At 69.5% G+C, this 24286-nt stretch carries 21 protein-coding genes and 4 pseudogenes; 17 read left to right on the top strand and 8 right to left on the bottom strand.

All coding sequences use genetic code 11. From position 1 onward, the window contains the following. Positions 1-313: 313 nt before the first annotated feature. Positions 314-835: a hemerythrin domain-containing protein gene (locus GBA65_RS18125; protein ID WP_166397751.1), complete on the top strand. Its 522-nt coding sequence runs from the start codon at positions 314-316 to the stop codon at positions 833-835. Between the two features lie 108 nt (positions 836-943). Here GBA65_RS18125 and gluQRS read toward each other — a convergent pair. Further along, a pseudogene (gluQRS, locus tag GBA65_RS26780) lies at positions 944-1907 on the bottom strand (tRNA glutamyl-Q(34) synthetase GluQRS). Positions 1908-2144: 237 nt separating this feature from the next. Here gluQRS and GBA65_RS18115 point away from each other — a divergent pair. From GBA65_RS18115 to mutM, 3 genes are all read left to right on the top strand, one after another. Further along, entirely contained in the window at positions 2145-3143 is a 999-nt protein-coding gene (locus GBA65_RS18115) for a YheT family hydrolase (protein WP_166397750.1), read from the top strand. Between the two features lie 118 nt (positions 3144-3261). After that, positions 3262-4116, top strand: a complete 855-nt coding sequence (locus GBA65_RS18110; RefSeq protein WP_166397749.1) for a Cof-type HAD-IIB family hydrolase — start codon at positions 3262-3264, stop codon at positions 4114-4116. Then, the gene (mutM, locus tag GBA65_RS18105) at positions 4116-4937 is read left to right on the top strand and encodes a bifunctional DNA-formamidopyrimidine glycosylase/DNA-(apurinic or apyrimidinic site) lyase (RefSeq protein WP_166397748.1); all 822 of its coding nucleotides are present in this window, start codon (positions 4116-4118) and stop codon (positions 4935-4937) included. Before GBA65_RS18110 ends, mutM begins: the two co-directional genes overlap by 1 nt. A gap of 14 nt (positions 4938-4951) precedes the next feature. Here mutM and GBA65_RS18100 read toward each other — a convergent pair whose 3' ends face one another. Further along, entirely contained in the window at positions 4952-5479 is a 528-nt protein-coding gene (locus GBA65_RS18100; protein WP_166397747.1) for a hypothetical protein, read from the bottom strand. 166 nt (positions 5480-5645) lie between these two features. Between GBA65_RS18100 and GBA65_RS18095 the strand changes: the two genes are divergently transcribed. Next, positions 5646-5930, top strand: a complete 285-nt coding sequence (locus GBA65_RS18095) for a hypothetical protein (RefSeq protein ID WP_166397746.1) — start codon at positions 5646-5648, stop codon at positions 5928-5930. A gap of 60 nt (positions 5931-5990) precedes the next feature. Here GBA65_RS18095 and GBA65_RS18090 read toward each other — a convergent pair whose 3' ends face one another. Together GBA65_RS18090 and ileS are read right to left on the bottom strand one after the other, a co-directional pair. Continuing rightward, on the bottom strand, positions 5991-6398 hold the full coding sequence (locus GBA65_RS18090) for a hypothetical protein (RefSeq protein ID WP_166397745.1): 408 nt from the start codon (positions 6396-6398) through the stop codon (positions 5991-5993). A 105-nt stretch (positions 6399-6503) separates the two neighbouring features. Further along, a complete protein-coding gene (gene ileS / locus GBA65_RS18085) occupies positions 6504-9680 on the bottom strand; it encodes an isoleucine--tRNA ligase (protein ID WP_166397744.1) in 3177 nt (1058 codons plus the stop codon). 550 nt (positions 9681-10230) lie between these two features. Here ileS and GBA65_RS18080 point away from each other — a divergent pair. The 10 genes and pseudogenes from GBA65_RS18080 to GBA65_RS18035 all read left to right on the top strand — a co-directional run bounded on the left by GBA65_RS18080 (position 10231) and on the right by GBA65_RS18035 (position 18692). After that, the gene (locus tag GBA65_RS18080; protein WP_166397743.1) at positions 10231-11883 is read left to right on the top strand and encodes a molybdopterin-dependent oxidoreductase; all 1653 of its coding nucleotides are present in this window, start codon (positions 10231-10233) and stop codon (positions 11881-11883) included. A gap of 298 nt (positions 11884-12181) precedes the next feature. Then, entirely contained in the window at positions 12182-12871 is a 690-nt protein-coding gene (locus GBA65_RS18075; protein WP_166397742.1) for an endonuclease V, read from the top strand. Positions 12872-13021: 150 nt separating this feature from the next. Then, positions 13022-13474: a GFA family protein gene (locus tag GBA65_RS26775; RefSeq protein WP_166397741.1), complete on the top strand. Its 453-nt coding sequence runs from the start codon at positions 13022-13024 to the stop codon at positions 13472-13474. 71 nt (positions 13475-13545) lie between these two features. Further along, positions 13546-14148, top strand: coding sequence for an ABC transporter substrate-binding protein (locus GBA65_RS25530; protein WP_166397740.1), 603 nt, complete (start codon positions 13546-13548; stop codon positions 14146-14148). 11 nt (positions 14149-14159) lie between these two features. After that, complete coding sequence (locus GBA65_RS25525; protein WP_166397739.1) at positions 14160-14639, top strand: ABC transporter substrate-binding protein; 480 nt, start codon at positions 14160-14162, stop codon at positions 14637-14639. A gap of 88 nt (positions 14640-14727) precedes the next feature. After that, positions 14728-14919, top strand: a pseudogene (locus tag GBA65_RS25520) (ABC transporter substrate-binding protein); the annotation flags it as partial. A 383-nt stretch (positions 14920-15302) separates the two neighbouring features. After that, positions 15303-16297: pseudogene (locus GBA65_RS18050) on the top strand (ABC transporter permease). 43 nt (positions 16298-16340) lie between these two features. Beyond that, positions 16341-17237 carry an ABC transporter permease gene (locus tag GBA65_RS18045; protein WP_166397738.1) on the top strand — a complete coding sequence of 299 codons (897 nt, stop codon included), beginning with the start codon at positions 16341-16343 and terminating at the stop codon, positions 17235-17237. A gap of 114 nt (positions 17238-17351) precedes the next feature. Further along, complete coding sequence (locus tag GBA65_RS18040) at positions 17352-17825, top strand: hypothetical protein (protein ID WP_166397737.1); 474 nt, start codon at positions 17352-17354, stop codon at positions 17823-17825. A 324-nt stretch (positions 17826-18149) separates the two neighbouring features. Continuing rightward, positions 18150-18692, top strand: coding sequence for a hypothetical protein (locus GBA65_RS18035; RefSeq protein WP_166397736.1), 543 nt, complete (start codon positions 18150-18152; stop codon positions 18690-18692). A 73-nt stretch (positions 18693-18765) separates the two neighbouring features. Here the strand turns inward: GBA65_RS18035 and GBA65_RS18030 are convergent, their stop codons facing one another. Further along, positions 18766-18972 carry a hypothetical protein gene (locus GBA65_RS18030; RefSeq protein WP_166397735.1) on the bottom strand — a complete coding sequence of 69 codons (207 nt, stop codon included), beginning with the start codon at positions 18970-18972 and terminating at the stop codon, positions 18766-18768. A 311-nt stretch (positions 18973-19283) separates the two neighbouring features. Between GBA65_RS18030 and GBA65_RS18025 the strand changes: the two genes are divergently transcribed. Both GBA65_RS18025 and GBA65_RS18020 read left to right on the top strand, forming a co-directional pair. Beyond that, positions 19284-19496: a hypothetical protein gene (locus tag GBA65_RS18025; protein ID WP_166397734.1), complete on the top strand. Its 213-nt coding sequence runs from the start codon at positions 19284-19286 to the stop codon at positions 19494-19496. A 491-nt stretch (positions 19497-19987) separates the two neighbouring features. Further along, positions 19988-20401, top strand: coding sequence for a C40 family peptidase (locus tag GBA65_RS18020; RefSeq protein WP_166397733.1), 414 nt, complete (start codon positions 19988-19990; stop codon positions 20399-20401). Positions 20402-20552: 151 nt separating this feature from the next. On the opposite strand, the pseudogene GBA65_RS23570 reads toward GBA65_RS18020, so the two are convergent. The 3 genes and pseudogenes from GBA65_RS23570 to GBA65_RS18005 all read right to left on the bottom strand — a co-directional run bounded on the left by GBA65_RS23570 (position 20553) and on the right by GBA65_RS18005 (position 24238). Beyond that, a pseudogene (locus tag GBA65_RS23570) lies at positions 20553-23026 on the bottom strand (xanthine dehydrogenase family protein molybdopterin-binding subunit). Between the two features lie 172 nt (positions 23027-23198). Next, the gene (locus GBA65_RS18010) at positions 23199-23435 is read right to left on the bottom strand and encodes an acetyl-CoA carboxylase (protein WP_166397732.1); all 237 of its coding nucleotides are present in this window, start codon (positions 23433-23435) and stop codon (positions 23199-23201) included. Between the two features lie 29 nt (positions 23436-23464). Then, complete coding sequence (locus GBA65_RS18005) at positions 23465-24238, bottom strand: LamB/YcsF family protein (RefSeq protein ID WP_166398590.1); 774 nt, start codon at positions 24236-24238, stop codon at positions 23465-23467. Between the last annotated feature and the right edge of the window lie 48 nt (positions 24239-24286).

Genomic DNA, 24286 nt, shown 5'->3' with positions numbered 1-24286 from the left:
GCTCAGCAACCCGCTGTCGATAAACAACACGCTCTCGATGTTCGTCTGCATCTGGCTTGCCTCCTTCCCTCGAGCTTCCCCGAGAGTTATGTGCCCAAAAGCACAAGAAGGAAAACCCCGGCTCGTGTCCGCCCCGCGCGTAAGCTGCGACGAGATCGCCCTCGTCCTCGGCGGCGGAATGCCGTACTCTATGTGGGATCGAAGGGGGCCGGGTGCTCGCGCCCTTCTTCGACGCCGGCGCGTCGGGCTGCAGCCGGCGAACACCGAAGGTCGGTGTGCCGCCGAGATGCCGGGATGTTACGGAGGGGTTGTTATGTCGATGGTCAACGAGGGGGCGACGCATCCGCGGGGGGAGGCGCTCTACGAGGAGTTGCTGTTTATCCACGGCATGATCCGCCAGAGCCTGGACTCGGTCGCGGCGCTCGTCGAGGAGGTCAACGGAGGGGCGCCGGCCGAGGGGATCAGGGCGCGCGTGGAGGAGCTCAAGTCCACGAGCCTGCTGTGGCGGCTGCGGGAGAGTTGCATGCAGTACTGCTACTTCGTCCACCTGCACCACAACCACGAGGACGCCCACTGGTTCCCCGCGCTGCGCGGCCTGAACCCGGAGCTAGACCCCGTAATCGACAGGTTGGAGGCCGACCACGAGCTCGTCTCCCGGTACCTCGACAGCGTGGAGGAAGCGGTCCGGAGGATCGGCGACGACGAAGGGGCCCGCGCCGACCTCGCGTCCAGGCTGCGCGGGCTCTCCGAGCACCTGCTCTCACACCTCGACTACGAGGAGACCAATCTGGGCCCGACCCTACGCCGCATAGAAGCATGGTCTCTGGATAGGTAGCTCCGCAGGGAAACGAGCCGGTAAGAGACGCCGGCGCTCCCGCCGCTCTGGCACTTCGGTAACGATCGCCGCGCTCGGGTAGCCCATAGCGGGTTCGAGGGGGGGCGGCTATGCCGCGGACGTCGGGTCCCAGACCGTCGGCTCCTGCGGCAGCCGGGCCGGGTCGAAGCGGGCCAAAAGGTCCGTGAGGCCCGGTCTCTCCCCGGGCTCGGCGAGGCCGAGCGAGAGGGCCATCCAGCGGAGGACTCTCTCCGGCGTCTGGCCCGTTGCCCTCCGGTTGGCGAGCGTCACGGCGCCGTGGCGCTTGGCGAGGCGCCGGCCGTCCGGACCGAGCACGAGCGGGACGTGGGCGTAGCGGGGGACGGGGAGGCCGAGCAGGTCGTAGAGGAGGATCTGGCGCGGGGTCGAGTCGGCGAGGTCCGCGCCGCGCACCACCTCGCCCACGCCCTGCTCCGCGTCGTCGACCACGACCGCGAGCTGGTAGGCGGGGCGCCGTCGTTGCGCCGGACAACGAAGTCGTCGACCTCGCCCTCCTGGCGTCCGAGCAGCCCGTCTTCGAACGCCGCCCGCGTCTCCTCCGCACGCACCCTCAGGGCGGGAGGGCGCCCCGACGCCTCCTTCCTCGCGCGCTCGGCCGCCGAGAGCTCGCGGCAGGTGCCGGGGTAGCGGTCCGAGGCGGCGATGCCGTGGGGGCCGAGACGGCGGCCCGGATCTCGGCGCGCGTGCAGTAGCAGGGGTAGAGCAGCCCCCCCGCGTCGAGGCGGGCGATGGCCCCCTCGTAAAACGCCCCCCGCTCGGACTGGCGCACGACGGGACCGTCCCAGTCGAGCCCGAGGGCGGCGAGATCCGCGAGTTGGGCCTCCTCGACCCCCGGACGGACGCGCGAACGGTCGAGGTCCTCGACCCGCACGAGAAAACGAGCCCCCGCCGAGCGCGCGAACAGCCACGCGAGGAGCGCCGTCCTGAGGTTGCCGAGGTGGAGCGGCCCGGTGGGGCTGGGGGCGAAGCGCCCGTCCCGGGAGGATGCCCCGACGCCTCCCTCCGGCCGGGGCGCTGGCGAGAGCCCGCTCAACCGCCCGTCCCCCGGCCGCTCTTGTCCTCGAACCCTCGCACCTCCCGCGGAGTCTGCACCCGAACGACGCTCCTTGCAAGACGGCCGCCGGCGCCGGTAGAGTCACGTGCTCGAACGCAGCCGGAGCGTCCTACCGTCCTACGGCGCCCCACGACGCAGTGCCCCGAGAGGAGTTGGAGCCTGGACCCGCATCGCTCGAAGACCTCCCCGGGGGCGGGCGCGGAGCCCTTGCGCGCGATGGAGCGCGAAGCCCGCGCGCGCCCCTTCCGGCCGCACCCCCTGCTGCGGAACGGCCACGCGCAGACGCTCGCGGCGTGGGCGTGGCCGGGGCGCGTCCGCGCCGAGGAGAACCGCGGCGACGAGTCGCGCCTCTTCGAGGTCGAGCCGGGGGTACGCCTCCTCGCCCGCTGTCGCTGGCACGGGGACCGGAGGGCCCGCCCCACCGTCGTCCTCGTGCACGGCCTCGGGGGCTCGGCGGACGCCCCCTACGTCGTCGGCGCCGCGCGCCTCGCCCACGCGGCGGGGGCCAGCGTGGTGCGCCTGAACCAGCGCAACTGCGGCGGCACCGAGGCCCTCACGCCGACGCTCTACCACAGCGGCATGTCCGGCGACCTCGCCGCCGTCGTGGGGGAGCTGGCGCGGGAGGGGCTCTCGCGCATCCTCGTCGCGGGCTTCTCCATGGGCGGCAACCTGGCCCTCAAGATGGCCGGGGAGATGGGGGAGGACGCGCCGCCGTCGCTCCTCGGCGTCTGCGCCGTCTCGCCCGCCCTCGACCTCGCGCGGACCGTCGCGAACCTGGAGCGGCCCTCCAACTACGCCTACGAAAGGGCCTTCGCCCGCGGCCTCCGGGATCTCGTCCTGCGCAAGAAGGCGCTCTTCCCCGACCTCTACGACGCGCGCGACCTCGCCCGCGCGCGCACCGTCCGCGGCTTCGACGAGCTCTACACCGCGCCGTACGGCGGCTTCGGGGACGCCGACGACTACTACGCGCGCGCCAGCGCCATCCGCTCCGTCTCCCGCATAAGGGTGCCGACGCTCGTGATCCACGCCCAGGACGACCCCCTGGTCCCCTTCGCGCCCCTGCGCCGCCCGGAGCTTCGGGACAACCCCTGGGTCTCGCTCGTCTCGCCCCCGCGCGGCGGCCACGTCGCCTTCGTCTCCGCCTCGAGGAGCGAACGCTTCTGGGCCGAGCACCGCCTCGCGCTCTTCCTCCGCCTCCTCGCCGGCGGAGCGTAGCTCGCTCCGCCGGCGAGGAGGCGCTACGGCTGCGCCCGCTACTGCAAACCGTCGCACCGTCGGGAGGGGACGTACCGGCTAGAATATGCCGGTCGTTCAGGAGAGCGGAAGGAGTCTCGTGGCAGACGGGCCAGGTTCGGAGAGCAACGGCGGCTTCCCCTACGACCTGGGCGCCTTCGACCTCGACGGTACGGTCCTCAGGCGGGACCTCACGATCACGCCGGCCACCGTGAAGGCCTTCGAGGCGCTCAGGCGGCGGGGGATGAGGCTCGTGGTGGCGACGGGCCGCCGCTTCGAGGGGGCCTACGAGCACGCCGAGAAGCTCGGCTTCGGCGGCGACGACCCTGTCGTCTGCTACGGCGGCTCGATGGTGCGCAGGATGAACGGCGAGACGCTCCTCCACCGCAAGATCCCCAGGGACGTCAGCCTGGAAGTCTTGGAGTGGGCGGCCGAACGCGGCCTCCACGCCCGCGTCTTCACCGACGGCGGGATAATCATCTCCCCCGAGACCTCGGCCGCCATGAAGCACGTCTCTTACAGGGAGCCGGACGTGCGGATCGTCGAGTCGCCGGCCCGCTGGCTGCGCGAAGACGCGACGGAGGACCCGACGAAGCTCGTGATCGTCGATCACCCGCGCGACGTCCCGCGCTGGCTCGGGGAGGCCAAGGACGCCTTCGCGGGCCGTCTGCACGTCACCCGCAGCCTCCCGCATTACGTCGAGGTCGGGGGGCTCCTCGGCACCAAGTCCGAGGGCCTGAAGTTTCTGTGCGAGCGATGGGGGATAGAGCCCGGGCGCACCCTCGCCTTCGGCGACGCGGACAACGACATAGACATGCTCCGCTTCGCCGGTTGCGGGGTCGCGGTCGGCCCGATGGACGGCGAGGTCCGGGCCGCCGCCGACAGGGTGGCGCCCCCGGTGCACGAGGATGGGGTCGCCCGCTTCGTCGGGGAGCTCGTCGGGGAGGAGGTCTAGTGCCCGAGCTGCCAGAGGTCACGGTCATCGCGGAGGACGTCCGCTCCCTCGCCGGGGGGAGGGAGGTCACCCGTGCGGCCATCTCCCGCGACGACGTCTCGAACGCGGGCGTGGCCGACTTCGGGGAGAAGCTCGTCGGGAAGACGCTCGAGGGGACGGGGCGGCGCGGCAAGATCATCACCCTCGACTTCGGCGACGTGGTGGGGCTCGTGCACCTCGTCATCTCCGGGCGCGTCCTCCGCCTCCCCGGGTGGCGGGAGCCCGACAAGATCCACACCGCCGTCGTGGAGTTCGGCGGCGAGGAGCCGCTGGTCCTCGCCTTCACCCGGCTCTGGCTGGGCTACTTCGACCTCTACGACCCGGACGGGGTGGAGGGGCACCCCCTGATCGAACGCCTCGGCCCCGACCCCTTCTCCGAGGACTTCACCGTGGAGTACCTGCGCGGTATCTTTTCGCGCAAGGCCGCCATAAAGGGCCTGCTCCTGGACCAGTCGATGATCGCCGGCCTCGGCAACATCTACGTCGACGAGGTGCTCTTCGAGGCCGGGGTACACCCCACGCGCAAGGCGAACACGCTGACGGAGACGGAGATCGAAGCGATCCACCGCGCCAGCCGCGACATCCTGTCCCGCGCCATCGAGCTTCGGGGTACGACCTTCGACTCCTACCACGACGCCTTCGGAGAGACCGGCAAGTTTCAGCACCAGTTGAAGGTCTTCACCCACGCCGGGGAGCCCTGCCCCGTCTGCGGCACGGAGATAACAAAGCTTCGCGTCGCCGGGCGCGGCACGCACGTCTGCCCGACCTGCCAGCCCCTCTAGGGGGCGCCGGCCCGCTACCCCCCTATAAGCTCGGGGTTCGCGTCGGCGACCTCGCGGGACCTCGCGTAGGAGGCCTCGGCCCTCTCGTAGCTCTCTTCGACCTCGGAGAGCGTGTCGAGCGCCTGCTCGCGGTCGCCCCTGAGTATGGGGTCGGACTCCAGGATCTCGTAGAACTCTATCTCCGCGGCCTCGGCCTCGAGCTGGGCGTCCATCGCCTCCGCGACGAGCCCCGCGTAGTCCTTGATCTCCGGCTCGACGTCGAGGTTTTGGACCCCCAAGAGCGGCTCCCGCGCCTCTTCGAGCCTGGCCCGGGCCTCGGTCAGCGTCCCGCGCGCCTCGGCGACCCGCTCGGCCTGCGCCTCCGGGTCCTCCCCGGCCTCGATCGCCTCCCTGGCGCCCTCGTAGGTCTGGCGGGCCTCCTCGAAGAGCCGGTCGTGCTCGGCGACCGTCTCGTTCGCCTCGGCGATGGCCTCGTTGGCCTGCTCGCGAGGGCCGCCGGAGGCGGAGCAACCGGCCACGAGCAGCAGTGAGAGGGTTATCACAACGATCGATGCCCTGAGTTCTAGAATATGGCCCATGAGTGAGAGCAGTTTACCGTTTTTCAGATCTCTCCGGTCCTGGATCCCCCGCAGGCTCCTGCCGCCGCGGGCGAGCTCCGCGCTGCGCGGCCGCGCCGGGACGCCCCGCGAAGGAGAGGCCGTACCGCCCGTGCTCGAGTCCCGGGCGGCCGGCATGATCCGGGAGTACCTCCGGTCCCAGGCCACAAACCTCGAGCGAGCCGAACGGCTCGGGGAGCGCGCCGAGCGCCTGGAGAAGGCCGGCATCCCGAGCGAGAGCGCCCGCAACAGGGCGGAGAGGGCGCGCACCGAGGTCATGGCGGGGCTCGCCGCGCTCCGGGGCCGCTTCGTCGAGGCGGCCGGGGGCCGGGAGGGCGCCAGGGCCTTCGATCGGGTGGTCGACCTGCTCTGCCCGACCTTCAAGCCCCTGTACTAAAAGGCAGAGGCCCCGCTCGATAAGAGCGGGGCCTCTGTTTCTTTGTCGCTAGCTCGGGGTCTAGCCGGACCTGAGGGCCTTGAAGATGTCGCCGGCGATGCGGCGGGCCTGGGGGCCGGTCCTCGGGCTCAGGAAGAGGAAGCCCGCGCCGGCGGCCAGGACCAGCAGGAGCCTCCCGGAGCCGCCGCCCCTCTTGCGTACCTTCTCGCCGCGCACCCTCTTCGAGCCCTCCTGGATGGCGCCGACCGCCGACTCGACCTGGTCGCGGACCTTGTCGTCGTCCCAGAGCCTCGCCACGATCTCCTGCGGGCTCTCGTCGGAGAGCTCGTCCAAGACCTTGCGGGAAGACTCGATCAGGACGCGGATGTTGTCCCTGAGGTCGTCGTCGTAGAGGAGCCTCTCGGCGACCGGCCTCGCCCCCGCGTAGGCGGCGGCAAGGGCAGACCCGTTGACAGCCCCCCTCTTCAATTTCTCCGTCCGCGATCTGCTCCCGAACACCTCGTACCTCCCTCTCGCCTCTGCTCACCGACTGCGTCGAACAACGCCAAGCCCTCATCATACCCTTTTCGGGCTTTACTCATTCGGCCCCGTAGGGCCGAAGGGCTCCACCCTGACCCGGAGCTTCTCGCCCTCGACGCTCATGCTCTCCGCGCCGTCGGGGGAGCCGTCCGCCTCGCCGTCCAGCTTGAGGTCCCGGGCCAGGACCTCGCTCTTGAAGTAGTCGCCCCAGGCACCCTCGAGGAGGCGGTTGACGCGGGCGCTCCCGCCGAGCTCCACCGAGACGGTGTCCTCGATCTCGAACCCCTTCTCCCTCCTCAGGGTCTGGACCTTGTGCACGAGCTCCCGCACGAGCCCCTCGTCCACGAGCTCGTCGTCGAGCTCCGTCTTCAGGGCGACGGCGAGGTCGCCCTCGCGCACCAGCGCGTACCCCTCCCGCTCCCTGGGCTCCACCAGGAGCTCCTCGGGCGAGAGCTCCACCCGCTCGCCGTCCACCTCGACGGAGACGCTCTCCCCCGCCGCCGCCCGGGCCCCGACCTCGACCGGCGCCTCCGACAAGGCCCTCCTGATGCCGGGCACGAGCTTGCCGTACTTCGGCCCGACGATCCCGAGGTTCGGCTTCAGGTCGTAGGCCAGGATGCTCTCGGCCTCCCCGAACCGGAGCTCCTTGACGTTCAGCTCGTCGAGCACGATCGGCGCGAGCGCCTCGACGCCCTTTCGGAGCTCCCCGTCCCCTTCCTCCTGCACGACCACGACCTCGCGCAGGGGCTGGCGCGTCTTGATCGCCGCCGCGTTCCTCGCCGCCCTGCCCAGGGTCACGACCCTCCGCGCCGCCGCCATCCGCCGGGAGAGCCCCTCGTCCACGAGGCCCTCGTCGACCTTCGGCCAGTCCGCCAGGTGCACGCTCTCCGGTGCCCCGGCGTCCGCGTTCACCACGAGGTTCTGGTAGATGGCCTCCGCGACGAACGGGGTGAAGGGCGCGGAGAGCTTCGCTACCGCCGTCAGGCACTCGTAGAGGGTGGAGTGGGCGGCCTTCTTGTCGCCGTCGTCCTCGGCCTTCCAGAAGCGCCGCCTACTGCGCCTCACGTACCAGTTCGAGAGCTCGTCCACGAACTCACCGAGCGCCCGTCCCGCCGCCGTAACGTCGTAGGCGTCCATCTTCTCGGTCACGGCGCGGACCGTGAGCTGGAGCTCCGAGAGCGCCCAGCGGTCCATGAGGCTCCGGTTCTCGGGCTCGACGTAGTCGCGCGCGGGGTCGAAGCCGTCTATCCGGGCGTAGGTGACGAAGAAGGAGTAGGTGTTCCAGAGGGTGAGGAGGTGCTTTCGGACCGCCTCGTCGACCTGCTCGCGGGAGAAGCGGCGGGGGTTGCCGGGGCTCGTCGCCGTGTAGAGCGCCCACCGAAGCGCATCCGCGCCCTGCTCCCCGAAGACCTCCCACGGGTCCACGATGTTCCCCCGGCTCTTGCTCATCTTCTTGCCCTCGGAGTCGAGGACGTGTCCGAGGACCATGCAGGTCTTGTACGGGCTCCTGCCGAAGAGCATCGTCGAGGCGGCGAGCAGCGAGTAGAACCAGCCCCGCGTCTGGTCCACCCCCTCGGAGATAAAGTCCGCCGGGAAGTGGCGCTCGAAGCCCTCCTCCGTCTCGTCGAACGGGTAGTGCTGCTGGGCGAACGGCATGCTCCCGGAGTCGAACCAGGCGTCCAAAACCTCGGGGACGCGCGTCGCCTCCCGCTCGCACCCGGAGCACCTCACCCGTACGTCGTCTATATAGGGGCGGTGCAGGTCGTCGGGGACGGGGCCCGTGGCCCTCTCCCCAAGCTCCGCGACGCTCCCGACGACGGTGACGTGGCCCTCCTCGCAGCGCCACACCGGCAGCGGGGTCCCCCAGTAGCGCTCGCGGGAGAGGGCCCAGTCGACGTTGTTGCGCAGCCAGTCGCCGAAGCGGCCCCACTTTACGTGCTCGGGGACCCAGTTTATGCCCTCGTTCTCCCGCAGCAGGTCGTCGAGGACGGCCGTCGTCCGCGCGTACCAGGCCTTTTTGGCGTAGTACAGGAGCGGGGTGCCGCAGCGCCAGCAGTGGGGGTAGGAGTGCTCGTAGTCCTCGGCCCGGTAGAGGAAGCCCGTCTCCCGGAGCTCCTCGACGAGGCCGGGGTCCGCCTCCTTCACGAAGACGCCGGCGAACTCGCCCACGCGCTCGTCGAAGGCGCCGTCCGGCTTGACGGGGTGGATCGTCGGCAGGCCGTAACGCCTCCCCATCCTCGCGTCGTCCTCGCCGTAGGCGGGGGCCGTGTGCACGAGCCCCGTCCCCTCCGTCGTCGTCACGTGGTCGCCGAGGACGACCGTGAAGAGGTTCGGCGACTCCTCGACGGGGACGTACTCGAACGGGCGGCGGTACTTCGTCCCCTCGAGCTCGCGCCCGCTCCTCGTCTCCAGGACCTCGTGCTCGCCCTCGCCGAGGGCCTTCCCGACGAGCTCGCGCGCCAGGATCAGCTTCTCGCCGCCGGTCCGCACGGTCGCGTACTCGACCTCCGGGCTCGCCGCGACGGCGGTGTTCGAGACGAGGGTCCAGGGGGTGGTCGTCCAGATCAGGAGCGAGGTCTCCGGGTCGTCGACGAGCGGGAGCTTCGCGTAGACGCTCGGGTCGGTGACGGTCTCGTAGCCCATCGCGACCTCGGCGGAGGAGAGGGAGGTCTGGTCGCGCGGGCAGTGGGCCGTGACCTTGTAGCCCTCGTAGAGGAGGTCGCGCTCGTGCAGGGTCTTGAGGGCCCACCAAACGCTCTCGATGTAGGAGTTGTTCAGGGTCCAGTAGGCGTCGTCCATGTCCACCCAGAAGCCGAGGCGGGCGCTCATCTCGCGCCACTCCTCGACGTAGCGGAAGACGGACTCGCGGCAGAGGCGGTTGAACTCTTCTATGCCGTATCTCTCCACGTCGCCCTTGCCGGAGAGCCCGAGCTCCTTCTCGACCTGGAGCTCGACGGGGAGGCCGTGGCAGTCCCAGCCGCCCTTGCGCTCGACCCGGAAGCCCTGCATGGTCTTGTAGCGGGGGACGAGGTCCTTGAAGGCGCGGGCGAGGGCGTGGTGGAAGCCCGGCCGTCCGTTCGCCGTCGGCGGGCCCTCGTAGAAGACGAACGGGTTGTCCTCCGGACGGCTCTCCACGGACTTCTCGAAAGCCCCGATCTCGCGCCACAGCCCGAGCATCTCCTCTTCGAGCTTCGGGAAGCTCACCCGCGATCCAACCGCATCAAACGCCATACGCAACGCCTCTCGTATAATAGCCCCCGCCCCTACGGAGGGAGCAACTCCTTCCTCCACCGTAGGGACGGGGCCTCGTAGAGAACCCTCGCGGTACCACCCCACTTGTCCGGGACTCCCCGGACCTCTCGCGTACTCGCTGTAACGGGCTCGCCCGGCCGGACCTACTAACGCCTGGGGAACGGGGGGAACCCCTCGCGGCCCTTCGCTTTGGGACCGGCGGCTCCGGGAGGATCTTCGGGCCGGACGCCGCGCCGGGCTCCCACCGTCCCCGGCTCGCTCTCTCGACGCTCTCCGACCCTACTCGTTCCCGTCGTCGCCTGTAAGGCTTTTGTAGCCGTAAGGGAGCGGCGTGTCAAGGTACGGCGCTCCCCGGGCCCGAAACCCCGATGATGGGCGCAGGAATGATCCGTGCCCCGCGCCCCCGCCGTAGACCATACGTGATCTCTTTTAGAGGTCGGACGGAGGCCCGGTAGTAGACTCTGTCCGTACGGAACGCGGATGTCTTGCCGGAGCCGTACCCGGCGAACAGGGAGTGGAGAGTGGTGCTTTGAATAGGAAGATGAGGGCTTTCGCCGCGGGCGCGGTCGGGGCCATCCTGGCGTTCGGGCTCGCGGAGCTCGTACACGGAATCTACGACCTGGTCCCGTCGGTGTTTCTGGCCATCGCGCAGCGGATCATAGAGCTGACGCCCGGCGGCTTCGCTACCCAGGCGATAGAAACGCTCGGCACCGCCGACATACCCGTGCTCATAGCCTCGACGGTGGTGGGCTCGCTCGTGGTCGCCGGTCTCCTCGGCGTCCTCAGCCTCCGCTCGCGGCTCGCGGCCCTCCTCGGCGTGGTGGGGCTCGGAGCGATCGCGCTCGTGGCCGCCTTCACCGAGCCGTTTATCGCCCCGATCCCGGCGATCCTCACGATCCTGGGCGCCCTGGGCCTCGGCGCCTGGTTCGCGGACTACCTGGTCCGCATGTCCGACCTCCGCGCCGAGACGCCGGCGAAGGGGGAGGCCGCCCCTGCCCAGGACGCGCCCGGGGCCGGCGAGACCCGCGACGCACCGATAATGAACGTCCGCCACAGGGAGGCGCACTCCACCCGCGGCATCGCGGTGCCCCGGAAGAACTTTCTGGCGCTGGGCGGTGCGGCGGCCGTGGTCGGCCTCACCGCCGCGGGGACGGGACGGGCGCTCTCCGGCGGCGGCGGCGAAGAGACGGCCGCGGCCGGACCCATCCAGGTTGGCGGCAAGGGGGGCGCGGCGCTCCACGAGACCCTGCCGCCTCCCCCCGCCGCGGCCTCCATCGACGTCCCCGGCATGCCGCCCCTTATGACACCCAACGACGAGTTCTACCTTATAGACACCGTCCTCTCCTCGCCGCGCATAAACGTCGACCGGTGGAAGCTGAACGTCAAGGGCGCGGTCGAGAACCCGGTCTCTTTTACGTACAAGGATCTGCTCGACATGCCGACGCGCGAGTCCGACGTGACGCTCTCCTGCGTCTCCAACGAGGTCGGCGGCGGGCTGGTCTCGAACGCGCGCTGGACCGGCGTCCTGCTCTCGGACGTGCTGAAGGAGGCCGGGGTGAGCCGGGAGAACATCGGGCGGGCCTCCGAGCAGCTCATCGGCAGGAGCGCGGACGGCTGGACGGGCGGCTTCAAGACGGAGATCGCCCTCGACGGCCGCGACGCGCTCGTGGCGTTCGGGATGAACGACTCGGAGCTTCCGGTCAAGCACGGCTACCCGGTCCGCCTCGTCGTCCCCGGCATCTACGGCTACGTCTCCGCGACCAAGTGGCTCACCGAGATCGAGCTGACGGACTGGGACTACGACGCGTACTGGATCCAGCGCACCTGGACGAAGGAGGGCCCGGTAAAGACCCAGTCGCGCATCGACACGGTCAAGGACGGCGACCGCCCGCAGGCCGGACGCATCCCCATCGGCGGCGTAGCCTGGGCCCCCCACAAGGGCATCGACAAGGTCGAGGTCTCCACGGACGACGGCGAGACCTGGAACGAGGCGCGCCTCGCCGCCCAGCTCGACCCCGACACCTGGCGCCAGTACGTCTACGACTGGGACGCCGAGCCCGGCGAGCACACCATCAAGGTCCGCGCGACGGACGGCGAGGGCGAGACCCAGACCGAGGAGCCGACCCCCCCACACCCCTCGGGCGCCACCGGATACCACACGATCCGGGTCACCGTCGCCTGATGCGGGCCGCGAAACCCCGTGCGGCCTGTACCCGTGGTACCCTGAACCGTAGGGTGAGGTTGAGCCTCTGAGGCGCCGGGAGCGACGACAAACACAGCAGGAGCGGAATCCGTAACCAAAGTGTTTCGCTAGCGCAACAAAATCGTAACATGGGGGCAAGGTATCCGTAATATGGCAAGGGTATAGTTCTGGTTAACCGAGCCCCGGCCGACGGGACGTTTCCCCCCTCCAGAGCCCGTCGGTCGGATCGGTTCTTTTCCCGCAGTTTCTCTCCTTTAGCGTTCTTTGGAGGATCTCTTTGAGGGTCGAGGTGACGCACCCGTTCGATCTGACGCCCGCCGAGGCGCGCCGGTTGCAGGGCGAGCTCGCGCCGAGGGTCGAGAAGGGGCCGCCGCTGGATCTCTCCGGCGTGCGCTACGTTGCGGGGGCGGACGTCTCCACCCAGGGCGACGAGGGCTATGCGACCGTCGTCGTGCTCACCTTCCCGGGGCTCGAAGTGGTCGAGGTCAAGGGATACGAGGCCAGGCTCGAGTTCCCTTACGTGCCGGGGCTCCTCGCCTTCCGGGAGATACCGCCCGTGGTGGGAGCGCTCCGCGCGATCGAGACCGAGGTGGACGCGGTGATCTTCGACGCTCACGGCCTGGCCCATCCGCGCAGGCTCGGGCTCGCCTCCCAGCTGGGGCTGTTCCTGGACGTCCCGAGCATCGGGTGCGCCAAGAGCCTGCTCGTCGGCAAGTACGAGGAGCCGGGCGTCGAGAAGGGGAGCCGGAGCGAGCTCGTGCACCGCGGCGAGGTCGTCGGGCAGGTCGTGCGGACCAGGAAGGGCGTCTCGCCCGTCTTCGTCTCCGTCGGGAACAGGATCGACGCGCAGAGCGCCGTCGAGCTCGTGCTCGCCTGCTCCCCGAAGTACCGGCTTCCCGAGACGACACGTCAGGCCCACAACGCCGCGAACCGCCTGCGGCGCGGCGAGGAGCCGGGCCTCTTCTAGATCCGGACGCCGGGTCGTCGCCTTGCCGGAGGGTCGGGCCGGAGCTAAGATGTAACTCGGGTGACAATACGTCGCCGGGTGGGTCGCGCTCGGGTCGTCGTGCGAGGATGTTCCCGGCGGGGTCCGTAGAGGAAGGTTCGGAGGCCGAACATGGTTGGCGGTTGCTTGTGCGGCGGTGTTCGCTACTCGGTCGACGCGGAGCCCGAGCTGGTCGCGCTGTGCCATTGCGAGGATTGCCAGAAGCAGACGGGCTCCGCGTTCTCGATCCTCGTCGCCGTCCCCGAGGAGAGCGTGCGGATAGAAGGACGTCTCACGGCCTACGAGGGCGTGGGGGCGAGTGGGTGGCCCGTCACGCGCCGGTTCTGTCCGGGGTGCGGCTCGCCCATCCTCAGCGACGTCTCGATCACGCCGGATCTCCTCTGGATCCGGGGCGGGACGCTCGACGACCGATCGTGGCTCCGGCCGCAGATGAACATATGGTGCGACAGCGCCCAGCCCTGGGTGTTTATGGACCGCGCCATCCCGGGTTCGCCGAGAACCCGCCGATCGGCGTCTCGCCCTAGCCCGCGCCCGGCCCGTGGCGGCGGGTGGGGACGATGTTAATTTGCCGTTACCTATTGACCGTGGGTGCTCGATGGGCGCGTGGGTGGCAAACGGGTTAGAAGGGAACGCTCATGGTGGAGATAAGGGGACTGCGCGGCATGAACCGCCGCGACTTTCTCAAGCTGAGCGGGGCGGGGCTCGCGGGCGCGGCGCTCCTCGGGGTGGCGGGCTGCGGGAGCGGCGAGACCATCGGCGGGGGGCAGCAGGGAGGCGGTGGAGGCGGCGAGGGCGGCAGCACCTTCACCTTCGGGCGCGGGGCCGACTCCGTGGGGCTCGACCCGATCAACGTCACCGACGGCGAGTCCCTGATCGTGACGCGCCAGATCTTCGACGGCCTCCTCGACTACGCGCCCGGCACGACGGACGTCGTCCCGGCGCTCGCCACCGAGGTCCCCGAGCCCGAGGAGGGCGGGCGCGTCTACACGTTCACGCTGCGCGAGGGCGTTACGTTCCACGACGGCGAGCCGTTGAACGCCGAGGCCGTCAAGTTCAACTACGACCGCTGGCGCGACACCTCGAACGAGTTCCACGCGGGCGGCGGGAGCCAGACGGCGGATTTCTCCTACTACACCATGTTCGGCGGCTTCGACGACGAGTCGGTCATCGAGAGCGTGGAGGCGGTGGACGAGACGACGGTGCGCTTCAACCTCACGGAGCCGCAGGGCCGTTCCTGAGGAACGTGGCGATGGCGCCGTTCGGGATCGCCTCGCCGAAGGCCATTCGGGAGAACGTCGAGGAGTTCTGGCAGAACCCGGTCGGGACGGGGCCGTTTAGGTTCGAGTCCTGGGACCAGGGCCAGGAGGTCCGCCTCGCGAGGAATGAGGAGTGGTGGGGACCGACCTCCCGGCCGAGGAGGGGGCGGCGGTCCGAGCGTGGATCGGGTCGTCTTCCGCTCCATCCCGGACAACACCGCGCGCGTGGCGGCGCTCACCGGCAACCAGCTCTCCGGGCCGACGGGCTCACCCCCGACGACGTGCCGAGCGTGGAGCAGGCGGGCTTGCAGGTCCTCACCCGGCCGCCGCTGAACGTCAGCTACATGGCGATGAACATGGAGAAGGCGCCGTTCGACGACCCGCAGGTCCGCCAGGCGGTCGTGAGCGCCATAAACATGCAGGAGATCGTGCAGGCCTTCTTCGGGACACGGCCGAGGTCGCCTCGAACATGATGCCGCCGACCGTGCCGTTCTTCAACGACTCCATAGAGCCCTACGCCTACGACCCGAGCGGTCCAGGCAGCTTCTCGCCGAGGCGGGCATGCCCGACGGCTTCGAGACGACGCTCTGGTACATGCCGATACCGCGCCCGTACATGCCCGACGGGAAGGGGATCGCGCAGGCGATCCAGCGGGACCTCGAGGAGGTCGGCATCCGGACGAGGCTCGAGACGCGGGAGTGGGGGACGTACCTCGAGGAGATCGGGCGCGGGGCCCACGACATGTGCCTTATAGGCTGGACGGGGGACAACGGCGACCCGGACAACTTCCTGAACGTCTTGCTGCCGAGCAAGACGGCGACGCCGGAGGACGCCCAGAACTACGCCTACTACAAGAACCCCGAGTTCGACGACCTCCTGAACCGGGCAGCCTCGACCATCGACGAGAACGAGCGCCGGGACCTCTACTTTCAGGCGCAGGAGATCGTCAACCGGGACGCGCCCGTCGCCACGATCGCCTACGCGGAGCCGCCCTTGGCTTCCAGGAGGGCGTGCAGGGCTACCAGCCGAGCCCGACCGGCGGCGAGGCGTTCAACACCGTCGAGCTCTCGGGAGGCGGGGCCTGAGGGGTTCGGGAGAGGCGGCGTGAGGGTTCACGTGGGCGGGGTGATTAAGCCCTGGCGACCTACATCGGGCGGAGGGTGCTCCAGATCATACCCGTGCTCATCGGGGTCTCGATCGTGGTCTTCTTCATGGTGCGCGCCATCCCCGGGACCCCGCGCAGATCCTGCTCGGTCAGCAGGCAACGCCGGAGAGGGTCGCGGCGCTCAGGGCGCAGCTCGGGCTCGACCGCGACCCTATCACCCAGTACCTGATCTTTTTGAGGGACGCGGTGACGGGGGACCTCGGGGACTCCATCGTGACGGGCCGGGCGGTGACGGCCGAGCTTCTGGACCGCTTCCCGGCGACGCTCGAGCTCACGCTCGCCGCACTCCTCTTCGCGGTCGTCGTGGGGATACCGGTCGGGGTGATCGCGGCGGTCAAGCAGTACTCCCTCATCGATCGGATCACCTCGGTCGTCGCCCTGACGGGCGTCTCGATGCCGATCTTCTGGCTCGCCCTGATCTTCGTGGTCGTCTTCACGGTGAACCTGCAGCTCCTGCCGTTCCCCGGGCGGGTGGACGTGCCGGTCCTGAGCATCACCGGGCTCGTCCTCGTGGACTCGCTCCTGACGCTGAACCTCGCAGGCTTCTGGGACGGCCTGCTGCACCTCATAATGCCGGCGGTGGCCCTCGGCACGATCCCGATGGCGGTGGTCACGCGCATGACGAGGAGCAGCATGCTGGAGGTGATGGGGGAGGATTACATCCGGACGGCGCACGCGAAGGGCGTGCTGCCGGCCCGGGTCGTCTTCCGCCACGCGCTGAGGAACGCCATGCTCCCGACCGTCACCGTCATAGGGCTGCAGTTCGGGCTCCTGATGGGCGGGGCGGTCCTCACGGAGACGATCTTCGGGTGGGGCGGCATCGGCCAGATCGCGCTCGAATCCATCTACCGGCGAGACTACGCCATGATCCAGGGCGTAGTCCTCTACGGCGCGACGTTCTTCGTGCTCGTGAACCTGGCGGTGGACCTCCTCTACGCGGTCCTCGACCCGCGCGTGAGGTACTAGGGTGGCCGAGGCGAGGATACCGAAGGGCTCGGGAGGCGGCCCGATGGGCGGCCCGGAGCTCGCCACCCCGGAGACGGTGCGTGCCCGCACGCGGTGGGGCGACTTCAGGCAGGCCTTCCTGGGCAACAAGCTCGCCGTCTTCGGGACGGTCGTGATGGCGCTCTTCGTCCTCATGGCCCTCTTCGCGCCCCTGCTCGCCCCGTACGACCCCATCGCGGGGCAGAACCTGACGGAGAAGTTCGCCGGGCCCTCGGCCGCCCACCCTCTGGGCCAGGACGAGCTCGGCCGGGACATCCTCTCGCGGATAATCTACGGCGCCAGGATCTCGCTGACCGCCGGGCTCGCGGCGGTGGCGTTCGCGACGGTCGTGGGGACGCTCGTCGGGGTAACGGCCGGCTACGCGGGGCGCTGGATCGACTCGGTCTTGATGCGGATCATGGACGTCCTGCTCGCCTTCCCGAGCATCCTGCTCGCGATAGTGATCGTGACGGTGCTGGGGCAGGGGCTGACGAACGCGCTGCTCGCGGTCGGGATAGTGAACGTGCCCCAGATCGCGCGCGTCGTGCGCTCTTCGGTGATAAGCGTCCGCGAGCGCGACTACGTGGAGGCGGAACGGGCTCTGGGCGCCTCGAACACGCGCATCGTCGCCTCGGCGATCCTGCCGAACAGCACCGCCCCCCTCATAGTGCAGGCGACCCTGACGCTCGCGACGGCGATCCTGGACGTCGCGGCGCTCTCTTTCCTCGGCCTCGGGGCCAGGGCGCCCACGCCCGAGTGGGGCGCGATGCTCACCGACGCCTTCCGCTCGGGCTTCGGCGTCTTCGTCGAGGGGCAGCACGCGATCGTCTTCCCCGGCATCGCCATCGCCCTGAGCGTCCTCTCGGTGAACTTTATCGGCGACGGGCTGCGCGACGCCCTCGACCCGCGCCGCCGCCGGTAAGCCCCCGAAGACCCTCCGGCGGAGCGGCCTACGCCCCGTGCCGCCGCATATATCGGCCCGAATCGGGTAGGTAACGAACGGTAAGAGGACGCGACGGACGGAGAGTGATGTCGCATGAATTTCGGCCAAGTTTTTACCTTCGAGCTCGTGCTTGTGGCGCTCCTGGTCCTGGGGGCGATCGCCGGCGCGCTCTACCTCGCCTCCGTGAAGCGGCGCGGCGGCGAGCGCGTGGACAGCTCCGAGGGCCTCTCGGGGAGCTCGGAGCAGAGGGCCGCGATCGACCCGCACGAGTTCTACAAGCGGACGAGCCTGGAGAACGACGAGGACATGAAGATGCACCTCTACTCCGTGGGCGAGTACGAGAGGGAGTTCGGCGGCAACCTCCGCGCGCAGGGCTCCGGGCGCTTCGTGGCCGCGCTGAAGTCCTACAGACCCGTCGGGGACGAGTGGTACGTCCTGCAGCCGGAGAGGGCGGCCCGCGTCCTGGATCTCTCGTCCGAAGACTACGAGGTCGACGGCGAGCACGGCGTGCTCCTGCTCCGCAAGCTCCCGCACGGCCTCCCCATCGAGGCGCGAGACCTCCTGTAAGAGCGTGACCATCCGGAGGGCTTCGTCCGGGGGCCTCCCGAGAAGCTGCTGGACAGGTCGCTGGGGGGAGTCGGGCGCTCTATCTACGGCCCGGCTTCCGGCGGCGGGCTCGCTGTTAGCAATCCGGGGTACAATTACGGTGTTGCGCCCCTATGGTGGGGCGAGGACGGATGCACGAGAGGACAAACCAACAGGACAAAGCACCGGCGCTGGGACACGACCAGCGTCCGCCGATCGGGCCGGCGATCGCCAACTCTCTACGGGAGTGGCCTCGCCGGCCCGAATGTTTTGCCGACGAGGGCTACCCTCGGAGAGGAAGAGGCTATGCACGAGAAGCAACGGGTGGCGGTCGAGGTATCGACGCGCCAGGCCGGGCTCCGCGCCGAACGGACCGGAGGCACGGTCGAGGAGATCCCGAAGCCCGGGGCGCGCCAGGGGCTCGGGGAACTGCGCGACGAGAGGCCGGACCACCGGCCGGAGCCCCTCGCGCCGGACCGGGTCGAGGAGCGCAAGCAGGCTCAGAGGCGGGAGCGCGACCGGGCCCAGCGAGAGGCGGACTGGGAGCAGTTCGTGCGGACGGAGCTGCGGGAACTGGAGCTCCGCAAGAACGGTCAGCTCGGCCGGTCCCTGGGCGAACCGCTCCCCGGGGAGTCGGCGGCGGCGCTGCAGCGTCTCGCCCACGAAGACCGGAGGCAGGCGGAGCAGGGGATGGTGTCCGTGATGAAGAACGGGGCGGTCTCCTACAAGCACGTCGAGGAGCTCTCGCAGGAGGACATGCCGTCCAGGGTCGCCGCCAACAGGTCGCGGACGACGTGGCTCAAGGAGAGGCGGGACGGCTGGATCGCCTCGAAAGAGAGGCGCTCGTAGGAGGAGCCGGCCACCGGATGCGCGTCCCTCCGGTGGCCGGCTGATGGGGCGGCGAAGGACCCCTAGCTCCTCCCTACGAGCGGGAGCCGTCCCACTTCCTGTGCCAGTTCGCGTTCGCCTCCGCGTGGCGTCGCAGGCGTACGTCCAGTGCGCCCGCCCGCTCGTTCATCTCCCGCAGGCGCTCGTCCATGCTCCGCGAGAACTGGCTGGCCTGTCGCGGACGCCACCCGACCCGCTCCGCACGCTTCTCCGCTGCCCCGTCGCGATCCCGATTCCGCACACGCACTCCTCTGCCACTCGTTACGAAAGGTTGGGGCGCTATCCCGAGTCTTGGAGGAGGGCAGGTCGCGGTCCTACGCCTTCGAGCGATGCTCCATCGCTCGATACCCTCATCATACCGCCTCCGCGACTGCCGAACGTCCCCGCCTCGACGGAGCCCGGCTCCCCGAGGCGGCTTAGCTGTTGGGGAGCAACCCCCGGACGTCTACCCGGGGGGACCGCACGTACCGGTACGGCGGCGAGAACGGGCGAAACTGCCGATGTTCCAGGCGCCGGTCTCGCGCCGGGACACCGGCGCAGGGGAGGTGCATCTTGAACGAACATTCGGGTGAGGGCCGCCGCAGAGGGAGCCTCGGGCGCGGGGAGAAGCCGGGAGGGGCGAGCCCGGATCGCGAGAGCGAGGAGCGCCTCGTCGAGACGGAGCGCAGGGCAGAGCAACTCCGGGAGGCCTGGAGGCGGCGACGCACCGCGCCCGACCGGGATCGCCCGGGCAACACGCGGGGAGGCCCGAAGCACTCGACCTGACGCCCGGCCGCCGCCGCGTGCTCACGCACGAGCGAGCCCTCAACGCGCGTCACCACTACGACTCCACGTAGCAGCAAAGCGCCACGGCCCATGCGTCAACGCACCCGTCGCGGTGAGAAGCACGGCACGTGCGCCCCTAGAGCATGCTTCATGGGCGAGCGACCCGCCTTTCGACCCTGTGAGGGATCCGCTCCAACCACCATCCGGGCACCACATGTACCGTTTTTGCTTGCGCAGACGTAACTAATATTAAAGTTTATTAAATATCGGTTTCAACCGCAAAACAACTGATCTGGCTTATCTAAGCGGATTGACCGTATCTCTGGGCCGGTTCGAGGGCGATGGGCGGAGGAGAGGGGGGTTGCGTTGCGGAGGGGCTTTCCCTAGGGTACCGAGCCGTTGGAGGGGGGATCTCCCGAGATCCCACGCAAGAAGACATAGGCATAACAGGAAGGAGTCTGGATAGCGTGCTTTCCAGGACGAAGATTACAGTGCTGCTTGGCCTCGTAGCCATGCTTGTTACCGCGTTCGCGATCTCCGCGAATGCCCAGTCGACGGGGTATGCGTCTTACGGGACCGTGGCGATCGGCGAGGCGCAGGTCGGCAAGCCGTTCGCGTACGGTACGGACGGCCCCGACACGTTCAGCTGCAGCGGCTTGATGCGTTACATCCTCAGGACCAGCGGCATCGACTACGATGCGCCCTGGACGCCGGAGGACTACCTGTACCGCTACGCCCCCGTCGCCCCGGGCGACCTGCAGCCCGGCGACATCGTGATCTACCCGAACTGGGCCACGATGTACGTGGGCAACGGCCAGCTTCTCAACGCCAACGAGTGGCAGGGCGTCGTCACGTACACCCCGATGGCGTACGCCGGCGAGCCCGTGGGCATCGTGCGCCCGTAACGGAAGCAGAGCTAAGGGCCGCTCCGAGCGGCCCCGCCACCAGCGTCGACGGCGGTAGTCCCCACCTCCACGGGGCGCCGCCGTCGACGTCTTGCCGGGTAGCGTCGAACCCGCCCGGCGTCGGCTACCTGGACGGGGGAGTGGTTCGAGTCTACTGCCCCACTCCCCGGGCCTCCTGAAGGACCTGCCATACCTTCATGGGCGAGGCCGGCATGTCTATGTGCGTCACGCCCTCGTGCGAGAGCGCGTCTATCACGGCGTTTACGACCGCCGGCGAGGAGGCGATGGTGCCGGACTCGCCGGTCCCCTTTACGCCCATCGCGTTCGTCGGGGAGGGGGTGTAGGTGCGGTCCAGGGTGAAGTTGGGGAGCTCGGGGGCGCCGGGGATCATGTACTCCGCCATCGTCCCCGTCACCAGGTTCCCGTCCTCGTCGTGGACGGCCTCCTCGAAGAGGGCCTGGCCCACGCCCTGGGCGATCCCGCCGTGGAGCTGCCCGTCGACGATCGCCGGGTTGACCACGGGCCCGCAGTCGTCGATCGCGAAGTAGTCGCGTATCCTGGCGGAGCCGGTCTCGGTGTCTACCTCGGCCACGCAGACGTGGGTGCCGAAGGGGTACGTGAAGTTCGGCGGGTCGAAGAAGGTCTCCTCCGAGAGCACCGGCTCCATCCCCTCGGGCAGGTTGTCCGCGAGGTACGCCGCCCCCGCGACCTGTTGGATCGTCAGGTTCTGCTCCGGGGAACCGGCGACGCTGAAGCGCCCGCCCTCGAACTCGACGTCGTCCTCGGCGGCCTCCAGCATGTGGGCCGCTATCTTTCTGGCCTTGTCGACGACCTTGTTGGCCGCCATGTGGACCGCCACCCCGCCGACGGACAAGCTCCTGGAGCCGTAGGTGTCGAGGCCGTAGGGGGACAGGGAGGTGTCGCCGTGCAGGACCTCGACGTCCTCCGGCGAGACCCCGAGGGCGTCGGCCGCGATCTGGGACCAGCTCGTCACGTGGCCCTGGCCGTGGGGCGAGGTGCCGGTGACGACCTCGACCTTGCCCGAGGCGAGCATGCGTATCGACGCGGTCTCCCAGCCCGGGGCGCCAAGCCTAAGGGCCGCCGTCATCTTCGACGGGGAGAGGCCGCCGTTCTCGGTGTAGCTCGCGAGGCCGATGCCGAGCTGGACGGGGTCGCCCGCGTCGCGGCGGCGCCGCTGCTCGGCGCGCAGGCCCTCGTAGTCGGCGAGCTCCAGGGCCTTTTCGAGGGCGGCGGCGTAGTTGCCGGAGTCGAGCTGGAGGCCGGCGGGGCTGGTGACCGGCTCGCTGAAGGGCTCGTGGTAGTTTCTGTGGCGGATCTCGGCCGGGTCCATGCCCAGCTCCCGGGCCAGGGCGTCCATCGCCCGCTCGACCCCGTAGATGCCCTCGGAGCGCCCCGCGCCCCGGTAGGAGTCGGTCGGGGTCTTGTTGGTGAAGGCGCCCTTGCACTCGACGGAGTAGGCCCCGAAGGAGTAGACGCCGGGGAAGATGAAGGCGGTGAGGAGCGGGATGCCGGGCGTCAGAAGCTGCAGGTAGGCGCCCATGTCCGTGATGATCCTGACCCGCATGCCGAGGAGGCGGCCCTCGGAGGTGGCGGCGAGCTCGACGTGCTGAACCTGACCGCGGCCGTGGATCGTGGAGAGGTAGTCGTCGGAGCGGCTCCCGATCCACTTGACGGGTGCCCCCAGCCGCCGCGCCACCGCGAGGCTTATGACCTCCTCCGCGTACACGTTCAGCTTCCCCCCGAAGCCGCCCCCGACGTCGGGAGCCACGACGCGCAGGCGCTGCTCGGGGACCGAGCAGACGGCGGAGAGCACGCTTCTCAAGATGTGCGGGATCTGCGTCGAGGAGTAGACCGTGAACCCGTCGCCCATGGGGTCGGGGTTCACGACCGTCCCCCGGGGCTCGATCGCGCTTGGCAGCACCCGCTGCTGGAGGTAGCGCTCCTTTATCGTCACGTCGGCCCTGGAGAAGGCGTCTTCCACGTCGCCGGTGGCCAGGGCCCAGGTGTAGGAGTCGTTCGTACCCAGCCCCTCGTGGACGAGCGGGCTCGAATCCTCGAGCGCCGCCTCCGGGTCCGTGACCACGGCGAGGGGCTCGTAGTCGACATCGATGAACGCGAGGGCGTCCTGGGCCGTGTAGCGGTCGGTGGCGACCACGACCGCCACCGGATCTCCGACGAAGTTCGCCTCGCTGCGGGCGATGGGCCAGTGGTTCGGGATCTTTATGTCCTCCGTCACCGGCCACGCGCAGAAGGTTCTGGGGGGCGCCTCGTCGCCGCCCCCGTCGGCGTCGCCTCGGTATCCCTCCCGGAAGCACCGTCCACCTCCAGGGCGTACCCCGGCGCGGCCTCGGCGTCCATCGCGCTCCCGCCCCACTCGGGGCGAGGTCCTCGCCGGTGAACACCGCGACCACGCCCGGCTGCTCCAGGGCCGCCGAGACGTCGATGCTCCTTATCCTGGCGTGGGCGAAGGGGCTTCGGAGGATATCCAGGTGTAGCATCCCGGCAGTTTGATGTTGTCCGTCCACCTCGCCCGCCCGTCAGCAGGGCGGGATCCTCCTTGCGCGGGACGCTGCTCCCCACATACCGCTCGGTTCTCTCGGCCACGCACGTACTCCTTCCCCGGAACAGTCCCCGAACCGCCTACCACTACCGATGATTATGCTGACACTCGCACCCCGCCGCAAAACGGGTAGCAAGGGCACACGGAGACACCAGAATTATGGGCTCCCGTCGTCCGAATGACGGGAGCCCGGGGGAGTACGCGGCAGGCCGCGCCCTACGCTAGCTCGACGAGGTCCTGGCCGGCGCCCACGGGGTCTTCGTCCTCGACGAGGACCTTGGAGACCGTGCCCCCTTCCTCGGCCTTGACCTCGTGGAAGGACTTCATCACCTCGATAAGCCCCACGGTGTCACCAGCGGAGACCTCGTCGCCCTCGTTCACGAACGGGTCGCTCTCCGGGTCCGGGCGGCGGTAGAAGGTGCCGGGCATGGGGCTCTTTATCGTTTGGGCCAAGGCCGATGCTCCTTTGCGGTCGGTTGGTTTCAGGAGATCTTCTGTCCGGCGCGTCCGAACGGCCGGATCTCGATGCCTTTCTCGTCGAGCTTGCGCACGATCGACTCGGCGATGGCGGCCGCGCCGGGGGTGTCGCTGTGGACGCACACGGAGTCCGGGAAGACCTCCAACTCGTTGCCCGAGACGGTCGTGACCTTGTTCTCCGTGAGGGCCCGGAGGACCCTCTGCGCGTTCGCGTCCGGGTCCATCTCCCCGGTTACCCTGCGGGTGAAGACGATCTGTCCGTCGTCGTTGTACTCGCGGTCCGCGAAGAACTCGACGGCCACCGGCTGGTCCATCTTCCGGGCGACCTCGTAGGTCGCGGAAGACTGCATACAGTAGACGACGAGGCCCGGATCGACCTTCTGGATCACCTCTATGATGGCGCGCGAGAGATCCTCGTCGCGGGCGGCGGCCATGTAGAGCGAGGCGTGCGGCTTTACGTGCTGGACCTCCATGCCGTAGAGCCGGGCGAACTCCTTGAGCGCCCCGAGCTGGTAGAGCAGCTCGTCCTGGATCTCCTCCGGGGAGACGTTCAACTCCCGTCGCCCGAACCCCACGAGGTCCCTGTAGCCGTTGTGCACCCCGACCGCGACCCCGTTCTCCTTCGCCAGGGCAATCGTCTTGCGCATCGTGGTGGGGTCGCCCGCGTGGAAGCCGCCCGCCACGTTCGCGGAGCTTATGCACCGCATCAGGGCCTCGTCGGCGCCGAAAGTGTACGGCCCGAAGCTCTCGCCCATGTCGCAGTTGAAGTCTACCTGCATCACGCCTCCCTTCGGTCGGTGTCCGTCAGTCCTTCTCGTCGGCCCCGG

The sequence above is a fragment of the Rubrobacter marinus genome, from assembly GCF_011492965.1.
Taxonomy (GTDB): domain Bacteria; phylum Actinomycetota; class Rubrobacteria; order Rubrobacterales; family Rubrobacteraceae; genus Rubrobacter_F; species Rubrobacter_F marinus.
This window is presented reverse-complemented; position numbering and strand designations above follow the sequence as displayed.

Excerpts from the sequence above, each read along its gene's own strand:
- GBA65_RS18125 (WP_166397751.1), top strand. The coding sequence starts at position 314 with ATGTCGATGGTCAACGAGGGGGCGACGCATCCGCGGGGGGAGGCGCTC.
- GBA65_RS18115 (WP_166397750.1), top strand. The coding sequence starts at position 2,145 with ATGGAGCGCGAAGCCCGCGCGCGCCCCTTCCGGCCGCACCCCCTGCTG.
- ileS (WP_166397744.1), bottom strand. The coding sequence starts at position 9,680 with ATGGCGTTTGATGCGGTTGGATCGCGGGTGAGCTTCCCGAAGCTCGAA.
- GBA65_RS26775 (WP_166397741.1), top strand. The coding sequence starts at position 13,022 with ATGGTTGGCGGTTGCTTGTGCGGCGGTGTTCGCTACTCGGTCGACGCG.
- GBA65_RS25530 (WP_166397740.1), top strand. The coding sequence starts at position 13,546 with ATGGTGGAGATAAGGGGACTGCGCGGCATGAACCGCCGCGACTTTCTC.
- GBA65_RS25525 (WP_166397739.1), top strand. The coding sequence starts at position 14,160 with ATGGCGCCGTTCGGGATCGCCTCGCCGAAGGCCATTCGGGAGAACGTC.
- GBA65_RS18045 (WP_166397738.1), top strand. The coding sequence starts at position 16,341 with ATGGGCGGCCCGGAGCTCGCCACCCCGGAGACGGTGCGTGCCCGCACG.
- GBA65_RS18040 (WP_166397737.1), top strand. The coding sequence starts at position 17,352 with ATGAATTTCGGCCAAGTTTTTACCTTCGAGCTCGTGCTTGTGGCGCTC.
- GBA65_RS18035 (WP_166397736.1), top strand. The coding sequence starts at position 18,150 with ATGCACGAGAAGCAACGGGTGGCGGTCGAGGTATCGACGCGCCAGGCC.
- GBA65_RS18005 (WP_166398590.1), bottom strand. The coding sequence starts at position 24,238 with ATGCAGGTAGACTTCAACTGCGACATGGGCGAGAGCTTCGGGCCGTAC.